The organism is Thiovibrio frasassiensis (genome assembly GCF_029607905.1).
GTDB lineage: Bacteria > Desulfobacterota > Desulfobulbia > Desulfobulbales > Desulfurivibrionaceae > Thiovibrio > Thiovibrio frasassiensis.
Map to the genome: position 1 here is coordinate 504,369 of NZ_JAPHEH010000001.1, position 15,313 is coordinate 519,681.

The 15,313-nt window shown below is 59.1% G+C and carries 14 protein-coding genes; 9 read left to right on the forward strand and 5 right to left on the reverse strand.

What is annotated here, in order from left to right:
- Window positions 1-2 precede the first annotated feature (2 nt).
- From OLX77_RS02335 to OLX77_RS02345, 3 genes are all read right to left on the reverse strand, one after another.
- The gene (locus OLX77_RS02335) at window positions 3-449 is read right to left on the reverse strand and encodes a response regulator (protein ID WP_307631974.1); all 447 of its coding nucleotides are present in this window, start codon (window positions 447-449) and stop codon (window positions 3-5) included.
- Between the two features lie 28 nt (window positions 450-477).
- Window positions 478-2,025, reverse strand: coding sequence for a c-type heme family protein (locus OLX77_RS02340; protein WP_307631975.1), 1,548 nt, complete (start codon window positions 2,023-2,025; stop codon window positions 478-480).
- 100 nt (window positions 2,026-2,125) lie between these two features.
- A complete protein-coding gene (locus OLX77_RS02345) occupies window positions 2,126-3,343 on the reverse strand; it encodes a GGDEF domain-containing protein (RefSeq protein ID WP_307631976.1) in 1,218 nt (405 codons plus the stop codon).
- A 153-nt stretch (window positions 3,344-3,496) separates the two neighbouring features.
- Between OLX77_RS02345 and OLX77_RS02350 the strand changes: the two genes are divergently transcribed.
- From OLX77_RS02350 to OLX77_RS02390, 9 genes are all read left to right on the forward strand, one after another.
- The gene (locus OLX77_RS02350; protein ID WP_307631977.1) at window positions 3,497-4,420 is read left to right on the forward strand and encodes a nitroreductase family protein; all 924 of its coding nucleotides are present in this window, start codon (window positions 3,497-3,499) and stop codon (window positions 4,418-4,420) included.
- A 17-nt stretch (window positions 4,421-4,437) separates the two neighbouring features.
- Window positions 4,438-4,611 (forward strand): SlyX family protein, encoded by a 174-nt coding sequence (locus OLX77_RS02355; protein WP_307631978.1) that lies wholly within the window; start codon window positions 4,438-4,440, stop codon window positions 4,609-4,611.
- Window positions 4,612-5,961, forward strand: a complete 1,350-nt coding sequence (locus tag OLX77_RS02360) for a DEAD/DEAH box helicase (RefSeq protein ID WP_307631979.1) — start codon at window positions 4,612-4,614, stop codon at window positions 5,959-5,961. It abuts the gene before it with no gap.
- Between the two features lie 154 nt (window positions 5,962-6,115).
- Complete coding sequence (locus OLX77_RS02365; protein WP_307631980.1) at window positions 6,116-6,547, forward strand: ACT domain-containing protein; 432 nt, start codon at window positions 6,116-6,118, stop codon at window positions 6,545-6,547.
- Between the two features lie 33 nt (window positions 6,548-6,580).
- On the forward strand, window positions 6,581-7,759 hold the full coding sequence (locus OLX77_RS02370) for a pyridoxal phosphate-dependent aminotransferase (protein ID WP_307631981.1): 1,179 nt from the start codon (window positions 6,581-6,583) through the stop codon (window positions 7,757-7,759).
- 30 nt (window positions 7,760-7,789) lie between these two features.
- Window positions 7,790-8,500: a TerC family protein gene (locus tag OLX77_RS02375; protein ID WP_307631982.1), complete on the forward strand. Its 711-nt coding sequence runs from the start codon at window positions 7,790-7,792 to the stop codon at window positions 8,498-8,500.
- Between the two features lie 148 nt (window positions 8,501-8,648).
- Entirely contained in the window at window positions 8,649-10,586 is a 1,938-nt protein-coding gene (locus OLX77_RS02380) for a GAF domain-containing protein (RefSeq protein ID WP_307631983.1), read from the forward strand.
- Window positions 10,532-11,449, forward strand: coding sequence for an ATP-binding protein (locus OLX77_RS02385; RefSeq protein ID WP_307631984.1), 918 nt, complete (start codon window positions 10,532-10,534; stop codon window positions 11,447-11,449). Before OLX77_RS02380 ends, OLX77_RS02385 begins: the two co-directional genes overlap by 55 nt.
- A gap of 117 nt (window positions 11,450-11,566) precedes the next feature.
- Window positions 11,567-12,088, forward strand: coding sequence for a hypothetical protein (locus OLX77_RS02390; RefSeq protein WP_307631985.1), 522 nt, complete (start codon window positions 11,567-11,569; stop codon window positions 12,086-12,088).
- A gap of 197 nt (window positions 12,089-12,285) precedes the next feature.
- On the opposite strand, the gene OLX77_RS02395 is transcribed toward OLX77_RS02390, so the two are convergent.
- Both OLX77_RS02395 and OLX77_RS02400 read right to left on the reverse strand, forming a co-directional pair.
- A complete protein-coding gene (locus tag OLX77_RS02395; RefSeq protein WP_307631986.1) occupies window positions 12,286-13,641 on the reverse strand; it encodes a sigma-54-dependent transcriptional regulator in 1,356 nt (451 codons plus the stop codon).
- Window positions 13,634-15,205, reverse strand: a complete 1,572-nt coding sequence (locus tag OLX77_RS02400) for an ATP-binding protein (RefSeq protein ID WP_307631987.1) — start codon at window positions 15,203-15,205, stop codon at window positions 13,634-13,636. Before OLX77_RS02400 ends, OLX77_RS02395 begins: the two co-directional genes overlap by 8 nt.
- Between the last annotated feature and the right edge of the window lie 108 nt (window positions 15,206-15,313).

Sequence of the window (15,313 nt, forward strand, 5' to 3'; positions counted from 1 at the left end):
GCTCAACCCCGCACCACGGGAGGCGCCTGATTCAGCACCAGCCAATACACACCCAGCTGCCGGATCGCCTCGCTGAACTGGAGGAAATCAACGGGTTTGCGAATAAAACTGTTTGCCCCCAGCGTATAGCTTTTGATCTTGTCCTGCTCCTCGTTGGAGGTGGTGAGAATAACCACCGGCAGCAGCCGGGTTCTCTCGTTGGCCCGGATTTTTGCCAAGACCTCCAGCCCGTTTATCTTGGGCAGATTGATATCGAGCAGAGTGACCTCGGGCATGATGGTCAGATCACGGTCCGCATGCGGACCCGTACCAAAAAGAAAATCCAGGGCCTCCACCCCGTCCCTGGCCACCACCACCTCGTTGAGGATGTTGTTTTTCTGCAGGGCCCGAAGGGTCAGGGCCTCGTCGTCCGGATTGTCCTCAACCAATAGAATCATATTCTTCCTCATAACTGTTACTCCCTTAGCAGCCAGCTTTTTACAGGGAGAAATAAAAGGTTGCCCCTTGTCCCACCGCACCCTCCGCCCGGACTGTGCCGCCGTGCCGATGGATAATCCTCTGCACCGTGGCCAGGCCAATGCCCGTCCCTTCAAATTCCTGAGAAGAGTGCAGCCGCTGGAAGGCGCCGAACAGTTTGTCACCATAGGCCATGTCAAAACCCGCGCCATTATCCTTCACAAAGAGGAACTCCTTGCCGCCTTCTTCCCGCCGGCCGAAGGCAATCCGTGCCTCCGGGGTTTTCGCGGTGAATTTCCAGGCATTGCCCAGCAGATTATCGAGCACTGCCCGCAGCAAGACAGCATCCCCGAAAACCGTTATCCCCTTGGCAATTTCAAAGACAACCTTCCGCTGCGGCGCCGTGTGTTGGAGGTCTTCAACAATCTCGCCGGCCAGAACGCTGAGATCGACCTCCTGCCGATTGATCTCGCCCCTGGAAAGCCGGGAAAGCTGCAGCATATCGTCGATCAAGTGGCCCATCCGCACACATCCGGCCCGGATACGACCGAGATAATCCTTGGCCGCGCCATCCAGGGTCTCGCCGTAATCCTCCAGCAGGGCCATACTGAAGCCATCGATGCCGCGCAGCGGCGCCCGCAGATCGTGGGAAACCGAATAGGCAAAGGAGTCGAGTTCTTTATTCGCCGCGGCAATCTGGGCGGTGCGCTCCTCCACCCTCGCTTCGAGCTCTTCGTTGGCTTGGCGCACCTCTTCCTCCGCTCTGCGGCGCTCGAGCACCTCCTGCTGCAAGTCCTCGGTCCTGGCCCGCACCATATCGCGAAGCCGGGTGTTGAAAAGCAGCAAGCCGGCCAGCACCAACAGCCCGGTAAAGGAAGAGGCACAAACAATATAGAGAAGATAGTACTGGTGTTCCATGGGAGCCCGGATCGACTCGATCGCCCGGATATCGCCGACCTTCTCGCCAAAACCACCCAGCCCCGGATAGAGGCTTTGAAGACCGAGGGGCGCATCCTGCCGGTCTCCATGGCAGACCATGCACCTCTGCTGGTTCACCAGAAAAGGCAGGGCGACATAGAGGTAGTCCTTGCCATCGATCCGGACAACCTCCCGGTACTTCTTAACCTCCTTGTTCGCATTGAACATCCGGATCAGCTTTTCTTCCAAGGCGTCCGCCTTGTTCACCGGATTGCGCGGATTGATGGCGGCCATCTTGTAGTAAACTTCCTCGAGACCAGCGGCCTTACGCTCCTCATTGTATGCCCGGTGCTGGTTTCTGACCATGAACGAAGAGGAGAGGATCTCCGGGGCGTAAAACTTTTCCGCAACCATGCCTTCCGCTTTCAATTTGTAGAAAGCGGGATGCATGATTTCCTGGATATAACGATGCACCCCTTTGTGGGAGAGGAGTACGGCTTGGATGTTTCTTTCCGCCTCGTTGAGCACATAGAGATGGGCAAGTTGGTACAGCCCGACGGCAACAACGCAGGCAACCCCCAGCGCCAACACGGTTATTTTCCAATAGTGGTGCCTTGGTTGTGGAACAAAACGGTGTGATTCTGACCCCATGACTTCCTCCCTGAACAGGTACGTCCATTATAGGGACGGGTTGTCTATGAAGTCAAACAAAGAAGCAAGGCGAGAGAAATGCGTTCCCCCACAGAATTCTTCAACAGGAAACCCGGTTGCGCCCGCCTTCCTTGGCCCGATACAACGCCTTATCCGCCGCCTTGATCACGGATTGGGAGATGGTTTTTCTGGCTGTATCGCCCTGGGCCAGACCGATACTGATGGTGAGCGAGACCTTTTTCCCGGAGTCCCCACCCTGCTTCCTATTGCTCTGGCTCTTGCCGGCTCGCCCCGCGCTCCGGACCTTAAACCCTGCCTCCGCAACCGCCTGGCGCAATGCTTCCAGATGGGGCTGGGCTTCTTTCGTGTTTTTTCCCGGAAAAAGGATGGTGAACTCCTCGCCGCCATACCGGAAGGGTTTCCCTCCCCCCCCAACCTTGGTGAGCATGGTGGCCACCATGGCCAAGACCTGATCCCCCACATCGTGGCCGTAGCGGTCATTGAATTTCTTGAAAAAATCGATATCCACCATGGCCACGGTATAGGTGCGGCCCAGTTTGAGCATCGCCTCGTTCAGGGCCCTCCGGGCGGGCAGGCCGGTCAACTCATCCCGAAAAGCCATCCGGTGGGCAGCCTCAATGGCAGCGACAATAAGGATCAACACGGCCACGCTGAAAAGAAAAGTCTGTTTCGAGGAATTACCGATCAACAAGGCAAAAAACGAACAGACCATGGCCCAGAGAAAGCCATGATCCAGCAGGTCACCATACCGCCAAAAACGAAAAGAAAGTCCGACAACAACCAAAACGCTCACGACCAGAGCCGGGAAGAACACCCCCCCGACCAGGGGCAGAGAAACGGTCATCCCCTCCAGTTGTCGCACAATGAGGGGGCCGCGCACCCCATAGAGCCCAAGCAACAGGAGCGGCTGCACAAGAATACCGACAAAACGGCGCAGACCCTGGCCGGTGACAATGCCCCGCTCCCGCCAGAAGGAGAAAAGAAGCAGGTTGAGGGGCAGCAGCAACAGGGCCATATGGAAGACATACCTGGCCAGAAGCTGATCGATCTGGGCAGAGCCGCCATAACGGCGGAGCAGCAAATCGGCTACCATGATCACCAGCACCCCGAAGAGCAAACGGCTGCGATTAAAGCGCCAACCAAAAAAAACGGCGACAAGCCCCAAAGCCGGAGGCAAAAGCCAGTTGATCCCAAACAACCACCGGGCCAGACCCTCGTGCTGGAAGGAAGTCAGCGCCGCCGCCAAAAGAAGGCCGCCCGGCGCCAGATACAGGAAAAACCCTTGCCAGAAATACATGCTTCCTCCGCTTGTTGTCGCTGCTCTGCAGAAGCCCATTGTCCCGCGGCAAACAGCGCCGCCTTATGCTGAAACTATGCTCCCCCGGACTTTTCGTCAACTACATATGCAACCCCTTCCATTTTTTCCCAAAGCAGGGCATGATAGACAAACATGACAACCCAGCACCCACATTCCAGGCGGCCCGGCCCCATTATCGACCCAGAAAAATGCAGCGGCTGCGGTCTCTGCCTTCCGGTCTGCCCGGACCAAACCCTCTCGCTGCTGCACGGCAAGGTGATAGTCAGCGGGGAGCGCTGCCTGGCCTGCGGACATTGCCTCGCCGTCTGCCCCACCCAAGCGATCAGCGTCCCAAGCCTTGAGCACAACCTCCTTTTTCAGACCTTCGGCGCGGACAACCAATATCTGCCACCCGGCCAGGGCGACACCGCCCAGCTGGTCCGGCTCATGCTCTCCCGGCGCTCCTGCCGCAACTACAAAAACCGCGCCCTGGACCCGCAACTGCTGGAAGACCTGGCCCGCATCGGCACCACCGCCCCCTCCGGCACCAACAGCCAAGGCTGGACCTTTACCATCCTGCCGTCCCGTCCAGCGGTGGAAGCCCTGGGAACCCTGGTTGGGGCCTACTTTGCCCGGCTCAATCGGTTGGCGGCCAACCCCTTGCTGCGGAACCTTCTCCGCTTGCTTGGCAAACCGGCCCTGGCCAATTATTATCACCGCTACCAGCAAACCATTGCCCAGGGGCTGCGGGAATGGGAGGAACAAGGGCACGACCGACTGTTCCACGGAGCGCCCGGGGTCATCATCGTCGGCTCACACCCCGGCGCAAGCTGTCCGAAGGAAGACGCCCTGCTGGCCACCCAGAATATCCTTCTGGCCGCCCATACCATGGGACTCGGCTCCTGCCTGATCGGTTTTGCCGTGGCGGCCATGGCCAGAAACACGAAAATCCAACAGGCCCTCGGTATTCCCGCCGCGGAGGAAATCCATGCGGTCATCGCTCTGGGCTATCCGGCCGAACCCTACCAGCGGCTCACCGGCAGAAAACCGCTAACGCCGCGATATTTTTCCGCATAATCTGTCAAGGATACCCCATGGAAGACCGGATCATCGAACTGGAAACCCGCCTGGCCTTCCAGGAAATCGCCCTCGAAGAACTCAATGGTGCCTTGATCGATCAGCAGGCCCAGCTTGACCGAGTGGAAAAAGAATGCGCCCGACTGGCCAATCTCCTGGCCGAAATTATTTCTCCCCGGGACACCGTCTGAATGAGCCCGCCCTTCACCCTCACCGTCGGCACGCACGCCTGTCTGCGCGGTGCCTCAGCCACCCTGGCCGAGGCGCTCAAACAGCAGCTGACCATCGACAATCCCGAGTATCTCGAAGCCAAGAAATACAGCCGCTGGATGGGGAAAAAACTCAAGCCCCACCTCTATTTCTACACCGAGCACAACGACGAACTCATCTTTCCGCGGGGCTACGCCAACCACGCCATCCTCCTGGCCCGCAAATTCATGCGCCAGGACCCGCGGATCATCGACCAGCGCCGGAGCGCCGCCCCGGTGGATTTCCACTTCCAGGGCGAGCTGCGGCCCTACCAGGAAGCGGCGATCACCGCCATCATGCGCCATGACTTCGGGGTGCTCGAGGCCGGCACCGGCTCGGGCAAGACGGTGATCGCCCTGGCGGTGATCGCCAGACGACGCCAACCCACCCTGGTGCTGGTCCACACCAAGGAGCTCCTCTACCAATGGGTGGAACGGACCCGCACCTTTTTGGCTGTGGAAGCCGGGATGATCGGCGACGGCCATTTCTCCCTGGCCCCCATCACCATCGCCATTGTCAACTCGGCCCGCAACCGGCTGGAGGAACTGCCCGCCCATTTCGGCCAGCTTTGCGTGGACGAATGCCACCGGGTTCCGGCCTCGCTCTTCACCGAGGTGGTCTCCGCTTTCGACTGCCGCTACCTGTTGGGCCTTTCCGCCACCGCCTTCCGCCGGGACGGCCTGACCAAACTGATCTACATGCATCTCGGCGATCGGGCCTTCAAGGTGGAAACCCTCGATCTGCACGAAAGCGGCGCCATCCTCAAGCCGGAATACCTCCAACGGCCCACGGAATTCCGCTATGTCTACCGGGGCAATTATCAGGCCCTGATGAAAGCGCTCTGCGGCAACGCCGCGAGAAACCAGCTCATTGTCGCCGATATCCTTAAAGAACGGACCTGTTCCCCTGGCACCATCCTGGTGGTCAGCGACCGGGTCAAGCATTGCGAGGAACTGGCCGCGCTCCTGAAAAAACAGGGGTGCCCGAGCGCGGTGCTCACCGGCAAGCTCCCGGCGGACCAACGCACCGCCCTGGTCGACTCCATCCGCCAGGGCGAGGTCAAGGTGCTGATCTCCACCGTCCAGCTCATCGGTGAGGGGTTCGACTGTCCGGACCTTGCCACCCTCTTTCTCACCACGCCGATCAAATTCACCGGCCGCCTCCTCCAGGTGGTGGGCAGGGTCCTGCGCCCGGCCCACGCCAAACAGGCACGGGTCTACGATTACGTCGACCCGGTGGGGGTGCTTGCCTCCTCGGCCCAGAGCCGCTGGCTCACCTTCCAACAGGGGTAGGCTCTCTTTTTTTAGCCTTTACAACTTCTTTTTCCCCATGGTAGAAAACCTCTTTTCAAAAGAAGATGCCTCCCCGGATATCCATTTTAAGCCGAGGACAGGCACGAGCAAACGTCCCATCGCCATTCGTAACATCCGACAAGAGGGGCACCCCATGAAGGTAAAACAGCTGGAGATCTTCCTGAAGAACAATCCAGGCCGCCTGGCCGATATCAGCCATACCTTGGCGGAAAACGCCATCAACATCCGGGCGCTCTCGGTCGCGGACACCGCCGATTCCGGCATCCTCCGCCTGGTGGTAAACGATACCACCAAGGCGCAGCAGGTCTTGCAGGAAAACGGCTTCACAGTTGCGCTCACCGATGTCCTGGCTGTGGAAGTGCCGGACAAGCCCGGCACCCTGGACTGCATCCTCCAGGTGGCGCGCAAGGGTGGGCTGAACGTGGAGTACATGTACGCCTTTTCCAAAAAGAGCGGCGAATCCGGCATGCTCCTCTTCCGCTTCGACGACCAGGATGCGGCGGTGGCGCTGTTCCAGAAGGCGGGCTGCCGGTTATTGAGCGACGACGAGATCCACTCCCTGTAAGCCAAAAATCACGGCGCAGAAAAGGAACCCCCCATGGCTGTCTCACAAAAAATGCTCGCCTTTGCAGAACGCTCCTCCTGGATCCGCAAGATGTTCGAGGAAGGCGGTCGGCTCAAGGCCCAATACGGAGCCGAGCAGGTCTGCGATTTCAGTCTCGGCAACCCGGACCTGCCGCCGCCCGCCCAATATCAGGAAGCGGTGCGCGCGATTACCGCCGCGGAAACCCCGGGCAGCCACGGCTACATGGCCAACAACGGCTATCCCTTTGTCCGGGCGGCGGTGGCACAGCAGATCGCAGCCGAACAGGGCATGGAGCTGAGTCAGGACGAGATCCTCATGACCGTAGGTGCCGCCGGCGGCCTCAACGTGGTGATGAAGTCCCTGCTCGATCCGGGCGACGAGGTGATCATCCTCGCCCCCTTCTTTGTCGAGTACAATTTCTATGTGGACAACCACAACGGGGTCACCAAAATCGTCAACACCGCGCCCGATTTCAGCCTGGATCTCGCGGCCATTGCCGCCGCCATCACCCCGAAGAGCAAGGCAATCATCATCAACAGCCCCAACAACCCTACCGGCCAGATCTATGCGGCTGAGGAGCTGGCCGGGTTGGCCGAGGTGCTCGCCAAGGCGGGGCACACCATCTACCTGATCAGTGACGAGCCCTACCGCAAGATCGTCTACGACGGCCACACCGTGCCGAGCATCTTCGCCGCCTACCCCAACAGCCTCATCGTTTCCTCCTACTCCAAGGATCTTTCCCTGCCGGGCGAACGCATCGGCTACATCGCGGTGCACCCGGAGATCGAGGGCAAATCCCAGCTCCTCGGGGCCATGACCCTGGCCAACCGGATCCTGGGCTTTGTCAACGCCCCGGCCCTGATGCAGCGGGTGGTGGCGCAACTGCAAGGGGTCACGGTTGATTGCTCCGTCTACGCCCGGCGGCGCGAGCTGTTCTGTAAGGTGCTCAGCGAGGCGGGCTACGAGTTTATCCCGCCCAAGGGCGCCTTCTACCTGTTCCCGAAATCGCCCATTGCCGATGACGCCCGCTTTGTCGGGCTGCTGGCCGAAGAGAAGATCCTGGGCGTACCGGGGCGGGGCTTTGGGATGGAGGGCTATTTCCGTCTCGCCTTCTGCGTGGAAGACGCAGTGATCAACCGTTCCGCCGAGGGGTTCAAAAAGGCCCTGGCCGCTGCCAAGGCTCTGGCATAAGCCACAACACATTACTTCGAGGTTGTCTGGATGGGAGACGCACTGGCACTACTCGCCCTGCTAATTGGCCTGGAACTGGTTCTGGGAGTCGACAATATCCTGGTCATCGCGATCTTTGTCGGCCGTCTGCCCGCGGAAAAGCGCGACAGCGCCCGCCTGGCCGGGCTCGCCTTCGCCCTGGTCGCGCGGATCGGCATGCTGGTCGCCCTCCTCGGCCTGGCCAACCTTACCAACCCCGTGTTCCTGGATTTTTCCGTCCGGGACCTGATCCTGATCTCCGGCGGCCTCTTTCTGCTCTTCAAGGCGGTGCGGGAGATCCACCACACGGTGGAGGCCAAGGAGGAGGGAGGCGGTCCCGGCATGGTCATGGGCGGCTTTGCTGCAATCATCGGCCAGATCGTCCTGCTGGACATCGTCTTTTCCATCGACTCGGTGATCACCGCCATCGGCCTGACCAGCCAGGTCTGGATCATCATCAGCTCGGTTATTGTCTCCTTCGTGGCCATCCTCTTTTTCGCCCGGCCCATCGGCGAATTCATCCTCCAGCACCCGGCGATCAAGATCCTCGCCCTCTCCTTTTTGATCACCATCGGGGTGACCATCTTCATGGAGGGGCTGCACAAGCATGTGCCCAAGGGCTATATCTACCTGCCCATGGGCTTCGCCCTTCTGGTCGAAATCCTGCAGATGCGCTACGAGCATAACCGTAAAAAAATCCTGGCCGCCGAACAGGCGCCATAAAATCCAGGCCGTCCCATCTTCGCCCGCTCCCCCTTTTTTACACCGCAATGGCCAGCGGCAATGGCCGCCCAATACGCAGCAAGACTTGTCTTTTTCCTTGTCTCCTGCGTATGATGGGAAATCCTCTCCCCGCCAAAAGGTGAACACAATGCGGACAATCAAATATCCCCTCTGGACCATTCTGACGGTCTACGGCACGATCGCCACTCTGTGGCTGCTCATGGGTGATTGGTTTCTTCACGGCATGGAAAGCGACCAGACGGTGATGTTGTGGGATACGACCAAAGATATTGCCTTTCTCCTTTGTTCCATGGGGCTCGTTGCTTTGTTATTGCTGCGGCACACAACAAGTGCCCGCGAATTCTCCATCAACTACAAGGCGATATTCGATTCCGCCAACGACGCCTTTCTCGTCTTCGACAAGAACGGCACCATCGTCGACGCCAATCGCAAAGCGTGCGAAATTTATGGCTACCCCCTTGATCGCTTGAAGGGCCTTACCGGTCAGGATCTTGTCCGTCCCGACTATTTCCAGCTGTTTACAAGATTTGCCCAGGCAAGCCACCTTGACCTGGCAAAGACCATTGAATCGATTGATGTCCGGGCCGACGGCAGCACTTTCCCGGTGGAGATCCGAGGCTCCATCATTTCCTATCAGGGCGAGGAGCATAGGCTGGCGATTATCCGGGATGTCTCCTCCCAGCAGGAAATGGCACGCCATAAAGCCTCCAGCGAGCACCGGTTACAGGAACAACTCACCCTCCTGGCACTCAGCGCGGACTTGGGGGTGGTGTTGACCAGAAGCAAGAATGTCGCGGAGATGCTGCAAGATTGTACGGAACTGCTGGCCAAGCATCTTGATGCGGCCTTTGCCCGCATCTGGACCCTGGAATCCGGCGAAGAGATGCTGAAGCTTGTGGCCAGCGCCGGCATGTATACCCACCTGGACGGCCCCCATGCCCGAATTCCCATGATCGAAGAGTATAAAATCGGCGCCATCGCTCTGCACAAAAAACCCCATCTCACCAACACTGTTATCGGCGATCCGCAGATTCGCGATCAGGAATGGGCGCGCCGGGAAGGCATGATCGCCTTTGCCGGCCAGCCGCTCCTGATCGGCAACCGAACCATCGGGGTCATGGGGCTTTTTGCCAAACACCCGCTCTCGGAGGTTGTGCTACAGACCCTCGGGGCGGTGGCCGACGAGGTGGCGCTTGGCATCGACCGGATATGGACCGAAGCCGAACTGGTGCAGAAAAACCGGGCCCTGAAAACCATGAGCGGTTGCAATGAAGTTTTGGTGCGGGCCGAGGAAGAGGCGAAATTTCTGGCAGAAATCTGCGCAACCATCGTCCAGCACGGCGAGTATGCAATGGCGTGGATCGGACTCAAGGAAACCGATCCGGCTTGTGGGGTGCGGGTGGCGGCGAGCGCGGGCGATGCGCCGGGATATCTCGCCGGAATCAAGGTTTCCTGGGCTGACAACGAATGGGGTCAAGGCCCGACCGGCAAAGCAATCCGCACCGGGATGGTCAACTACTGTGAGGATGTGGAAAATTCCAAGAGCTTCCTCCCGTGGTTGGAAGCAGCACGCGAACATCGACTTGGCAGTTCCGTGGCCATTCCGCTCATTCATGGTGGGGAAACCATGGGCGCCCTGAACATCTACGCCGCGGAAAAACAAGGCTTCGGCATTTCCGAGGTGGCCTTGCTGCAAGATTTGGCGATTGATGTGGCCTACGGTCTCCGGGTTTTGCGGGAGCGAACCCTGGCAAAGAAGGGGGCAGAAGAAAAAGCTCGGCTTGAACAACAGGTGCGACAGGGACAAAAGATGGAAGCCATCGGAACCCTGGCCGGCGGCATTGCCCATGACTTCAACAATATTCTTGCCGCCATCCTGGGATTTACCGATCTGGCGAAGTACAAGTTGCCCGAGGGAAGCGAGCTGCACCACGACTTGGACAGTGTGCTCCAGGCGGGGACCCGTGCCAAGGAACTGGTCAAACAGATTCTCACCTTCAGCCCCGGCAGGTGGAGCAGGAACGGCGCCCCATCGAGGTCTATCTCGTGGTCAAGGAGGCCCTGAAATTACTGCGCGCCTCCATCCCGACAAACATCGAATTCAAGAGCACCATCGATGAAAAAAGCGGCGCAGTGCTCGCCGACCCCACCCAGATCCATCAGCTCATCATGAACCTCTGCACCAATGCCTATCACGCCATGCGTGGCGACGATGCCGGAACCCTGGGGGTTTCCCTGCGGGCGGCGGAAATCAACAAGCAGGACGCCCATGGCCTGCTCCACCCCGGGAATTATCTCGAATTCACAGTCAGCGACACCGGCTGCGGCATGAGTCCGGAAATCATGGAAAGAATTTTCGACCCCTATTTTACCACCAAGCCGCGCGGCGAGGGCACCGGCATGGGGCTGGCGATGGTCCATGGCATTGTCACGCAATACGAAGGCGATATCCGGGTGGAGAGCGCGCTTGGGCAAGGAACGACGATCCGGGTCTACCTGCCCCAGGCGGAAAATAAGGCCCCTGAAGCCGAGCGGATCATTAGCCAGCAGCTCCCAGGGGGCAACGAGCGGGTGCTGGTGGTGGATGACGAGCATATGGTCCTGGCCATGCATACAAACATGCTTGAACGGTTGGGGTACAAGGTGACGGCCATGCCAAGCAGCAAGGAAGCACTGGCGGAGTTTAGCGCCCGGCCGCAGGATTTTGATCTGGTGCTCACCGACATGGCCATGCCGGGTATGCAGGGTGATATTTTGGCCCAAAAAATTCGGCAGGTGCGGGCGGATATCCCGATTCTCATGTGCACCGGCTTCAGCGAAAAACTGACCCCGGAAAGGGCGCAGGGTTTCGGGATCGGCAAAATCATCATGAAGCCGCTTCTCTTTCGGGAACTGGCGACTTCTATCCGGGAGTTTCTCGATTCCTGACCCCAAGCCGGGGAAAACCCCGCGGAACATTACAATTACCAGAGAATAACCGTGGCAGGCGATGTCCGCTTGCACGGAGAACGACCAACCAACAACTTCTCAACAAGGGAGGGCAACATGAAAAAGAAACTCTTTGTGGCTACGGCATTGGCATGTATGTTGGCGGCAGGTACGGTTTCCGCCCAGACTGGGCCTGAGATGATGCATGGCGCAGGCCCTGGAGCCATGCCGCCGATGGGGACGGACATGGAAATGGGCCCCAACATGATGGGCGGCGGCATGGGTATGAGGCCCTGCATGATGGGCGGCGGCATGGGCATGGGACCCGGCATGATGGGCGGGGGCATGGGCATGGGGCCCGGCATGATGGGCGGGGGCATGGGCATGGGGCCCTGCATGATGGGCGGGGGCATGGGCATGGGACCCGGCATGATGGGCGCCATCGATCCCGAGGATCAGCAAAAGTATCTCGATGCGACCAGGGATCTGCGCAAGAAAATGAACGACAAACAGTTCGAATATGCCGAAGCAGCCCGCAATCCCAAGACGAGCAGGGCTGATCTCCTCAAAAAAAGAAAAGAACTGTGGGATATCCAGCAAAAAATCCATGAAAAAGCGTGGAATTTCATAAAAGAATAGCAGCGCAACCATGAGACGAGACGGCGGGAGCAAAAATCCCGCCGTCCTTGTTTTACAAGGTACAGCCCGCCCAATTCCGCGGCTGCTCCGGGGGGAGGATCTAGGTCTGCACAAGGCCCCCCTGCCGACACTCTTTCTTTCCCAATCCGCACCCCAGCCGATATCTCCTTATCGTGAGGGGCCAATACGGCGGGGTCCTACTCCTCTATCCGATGGGTCTTCATTTTCTCCCAGAGATTTTTGCGGCTGATGCCAAGCAGCTGCGCCGCCTCGCTCTTTTTCCCCCCGGTCTGCCGGAGTGCCCGCAGGATGCAGCTCCGTTCGGCCATGGCAATGGCCTCGGCCAGTTTCATCGAAGAGGATGCGGCAATCTCGCAGGGCGGCGACTCCCTTACCAGATCCGCCGGCAGGAGCCAGGGCTCCACCACGCTGGTGGGGTTGAGCACCGTGACCCGCTCGATGATATTGCGCAGTTCCCGGATATTGCCGGGGTAATTGTATGCCATGAGGATCTCAAGGGCTGCGGGGGAAAGGGTCTGGCTTCCGGCGCGGGATTTGTCGAATTCCCGAAAAAAGAAACCGCAGAGTTCGGGGATATCCTCCTTGCGCTCCCGCAGCGGCGGCACCGCGATGGGGATAACCTGCAGCCGGTAATACAGGTCTTCCCGAAAACGGCTGGCCTGCACTTCGCTCAGAAGATTTCTCGCCGTGGCGCAGAGCACCCGGACATCGATCTTGATCGGGGCACCGCCACCCACCCGCTCAATCTCCCGCTCCTGCAGAACCCGGAGCAGTTTCGCCTGAAGATTGAGGGGCAGCTCCCCAATTTCATCCAAAAGGATGGTGCCGTTGTTGGCCATTTCGAAGCGGCCGATCTTTCTGGCGTCCGCGCCGGTAAAGGCCCCCTTTTCATGGCCGAAGAGTTCGGATTCCATGAGCCCTTCGGGGATCGCGGCACAGTTCACCTTGATAAAGGGGCCTTTCGCCCGGGGGCTGCTGTAATGGATGGCCGAGGCAACCAGTTCCTTGCCGGTCCCGGATTCGCCGGTAATCAGGACGGTGGCATCCGAGGGAGCCACCTGGGCAATCAGGTGCAGCAAGGCGCGCATCGGGGGGCTGCTGCCGATAATAGGCTTTTGCGCCTGCTGACAACATTGCTCCAGAGAGGCACAGCGCACCTTGATCGCTTGATTTTCGATGAGCCTTTTAACCCGAATCACCAGATCGTCCATATCAAATGGCTTCAGGAGATAATCGGCCGCGCCTTGCTTCAGGCATTGCACCGCGTCTTCCACGCTGCCGTAGGCGGTCATGAATATCACATCCGTGGCAGGCGTATGCAGGAGCACCTCGCGCAACAATGCCTCTCCGCCCAAATGCGGCATGCGGATATCGGAAATCAGCAGGTTGTAGGCCTTTTTCCGAAGAAGCGCCTGGGCCTCGCGTCCGTCACAGGCCTCATCCACCAGCCAGCCCTCCTTGCGCAGCCGATCCGAAAGGGTGATGCGCATGATCTCGTCGTCTTCGGCAAGAAGAATCTTACTGTTATGCATTCTTTTCCCCCTCTTGGGTCTGGCTCGCGGGCTCAACGGGCAATTCTACAATGAAGCAGGCCCCCTCGCCCTGTGTGCTGGTTACGGAAATCCTTCCCTGCATCCGCTGCACCAGGGAGTAGGTGACCGCAAGGCCAAGCCCGCTTCCCTCCCCCACATCCTTGGTGGTGAAGAAGGGATCGAAGATCTTGGCGAGTTCCACTTCGGCTATCCCGGTGCCGGTATCGGCAAAGCTGAGACGGAGCCAGCCGTCTTCCTCCCTACTGCTTACGGTCAAAGTGCCGCCCTGGGGCATGGCCTGCACGGCATTGAGCACAATATTCACCACAACCTGCTGCAGCGCCCCGGAGTCAATGGGGTATTTTTTTTCTCCCAAGGCAAGCTCGGGGCGCAAGGTGATTTTTTTGAGGGCATACTCCAGCAGGAGAAAACACTCTTTGAGCAGGGGGTCCACACCAATACGACTGTAATGGAGAGGCTCCCGCCGGCCGAAATTGAGCAGCTGCTGCACGGTGTTGCCGATGCGCTTCAACCCTTTCTCAATCAACCCAAGATACCGCTGCCGCAACACCGCATCCTCCGGCGCGTCCTGCATGCTTTTGATGCAGTTGAGCATGCCGCCCAAGGGATTGTTTACCTCATGGGCCACCCCGGCGGCCAGCTGGCCCAAGGCCGCCAGTTTTTCGCTCTGGAATATCTGCTTTCTGGTCCGATCCAATTCCTGCTGGGATCTTTCCAGCCTGCCGCACAGATCCCGAAATTTTCCGCTCAGATGACCGACCTCGTCGTTGCCCGAAGGCAACAGGGCCGGAAGGGGCGACTGCTGGGGATATTGGTCCATGGCCAGGGAAAGCCGGCTCAGCCGCCGCACCACCAGGAGATCGACCATCAGGTAGAGGGTGAGCCCCACCGCCAGAATGGTGGCCACAAAAATCAGAAAGAGCATATGGTTGTTCTTGTGGATATCGGCCAGGGCCCGGTCCAGGGGGATGATCAGGCTCAGACCGCCGCGGATGTCTCCCACCTTGTTTTCTTGCTCAACATGGCATTCGAGGCAGGAGGCCTCCATGTAGAGCGGGCTGATGTAACGAAGCACCCGGCGACCATTCCGGCTGCCGAGCGAGAGCCGCTCGAACACCTCCTTGGTGGCAAAGGCCAACAGGCTTTCTCGTTCCCAGGGGTCCGGTTCGTTGACCGGGTTGATCACCTTCAGCGCCGTAACCCGATAATGGGCAACGCCCTCCGAGGCTGCATACTGGGAAATTTCCCGGGTGACCATGGCCGGATTACGCTTCACATAGTGGCGGCCGCTGGTATCGGTAATCTCCGGTTCCGCAAGGAAAGGGTTGGCCTCGACCCCGGGGCTTTTCAAAAGAAAGAGACCGTTGTGGTCAGCCACCCATTTCCGGGTGAGCAGAACCTGCTTGGAAAGCATGCGCGCCTGATCCGCCGCCTGGGAAAGCACCAGTTCGTGCTGGAACTGCGAGGTACGATAGAAGGTGATGCCGTAGGAAACCATAACGACACTGCTGATGAGCAGGATGAATTTATTGCGCAGACTCATTGGTTCTCCTTTTCGTGGGGTTCCGACCGTGACAGCCTGCAACAATGCATAATCCGTTCCTTGCTTTTCAAACGTTCGCAGCACCGATCAGCTCTGCCCCGAGAGAGG

Excerpts from the sequence above, each read along its gene's own strand:
- OLX77_RS02335 (WP_307631974.1), bottom strand. The coding sequence starts at position 449 with ATGAGGAAGAATATGATTCTATTGGTTGAGGACAATCCGGACGACGAG.
- OLX77_RS02340 (WP_307631975.1), bottom strand. The coding sequence starts at position 2,025 with ATGGGGTCAGAATCACACCGTTTTGTTCCACAACCAAGGCACCACTAT.
- OLX77_RS02345 (WP_307631976.1), bottom strand. The coding sequence starts at position 3,343 with ATGTATTTCTGGCAAGGGTTTTTCCTGTATCTGGCGCCGGGCGGCCTT.
- OLX77_RS02350 (WP_307631977.1), top strand. The coding sequence starts at position 3,497 with ATGACAACCCAGCACCCACATTCCAGGCGGCCCGGCCCCATTATCGAC.
- OLX77_RS02355 (WP_307631978.1), top strand. The coding sequence starts at position 4,438 with ATGGAAGACCGGATCATCGAACTGGAAACCCGCCTGGCCTTCCAGGAA.
- OLX77_RS02360 (WP_307631979.1), top strand. The coding sequence starts at position 4,612 with ATGAGCCCGCCCTTCACCCTCACCGTCGGCACGCACGCCTGTCTGCGC.
- OLX77_RS02365 (WP_307631980.1), top strand. The coding sequence starts at position 6,116 with ATGAAGGTAAAACAGCTGGAGATCTTCCTGAAGAACAATCCAGGCCGC.
- OLX77_RS02370 (WP_307631981.1), top strand. The coding sequence starts at position 6,581 with ATGGCTGTCTCACAAAAAATGCTCGCCTTTGCAGAACGCTCCTCCTGG.
- OLX77_RS02375 (WP_307631982.1), top strand. The coding sequence starts at position 7,790 with ATGGGAGACGCACTGGCACTACTCGCCCTGCTAATTGGCCTGGAACTG.
- OLX77_RS02380 (WP_307631983.1), top strand. The coding sequence starts at position 8,649 with ATGCGGACAATCAAATATCCCCTCTGGACCATTCTGACGGTCTACGGC.
- OLX77_RS02390 (WP_307631985.1), top strand. The coding sequence starts at position 11,567 with ATGAAAAAGAAACTCTTTGTGGCTACGGCATTGGCATGTATGTTGGCG.
- OLX77_RS02395 (WP_307631986.1), bottom strand. The coding sequence starts at position 13,641 with ATGCATAACAGTAAGATTCTTCTTGCCGAAGACGACGAGATCATGCGC.
- OLX77_RS02400 (WP_307631987.1), bottom strand. The coding sequence starts at position 15,205 with ATGAGTCTGCGCAATAAATTCATCCTGCTCATCAGCAGTGTCGTTATG.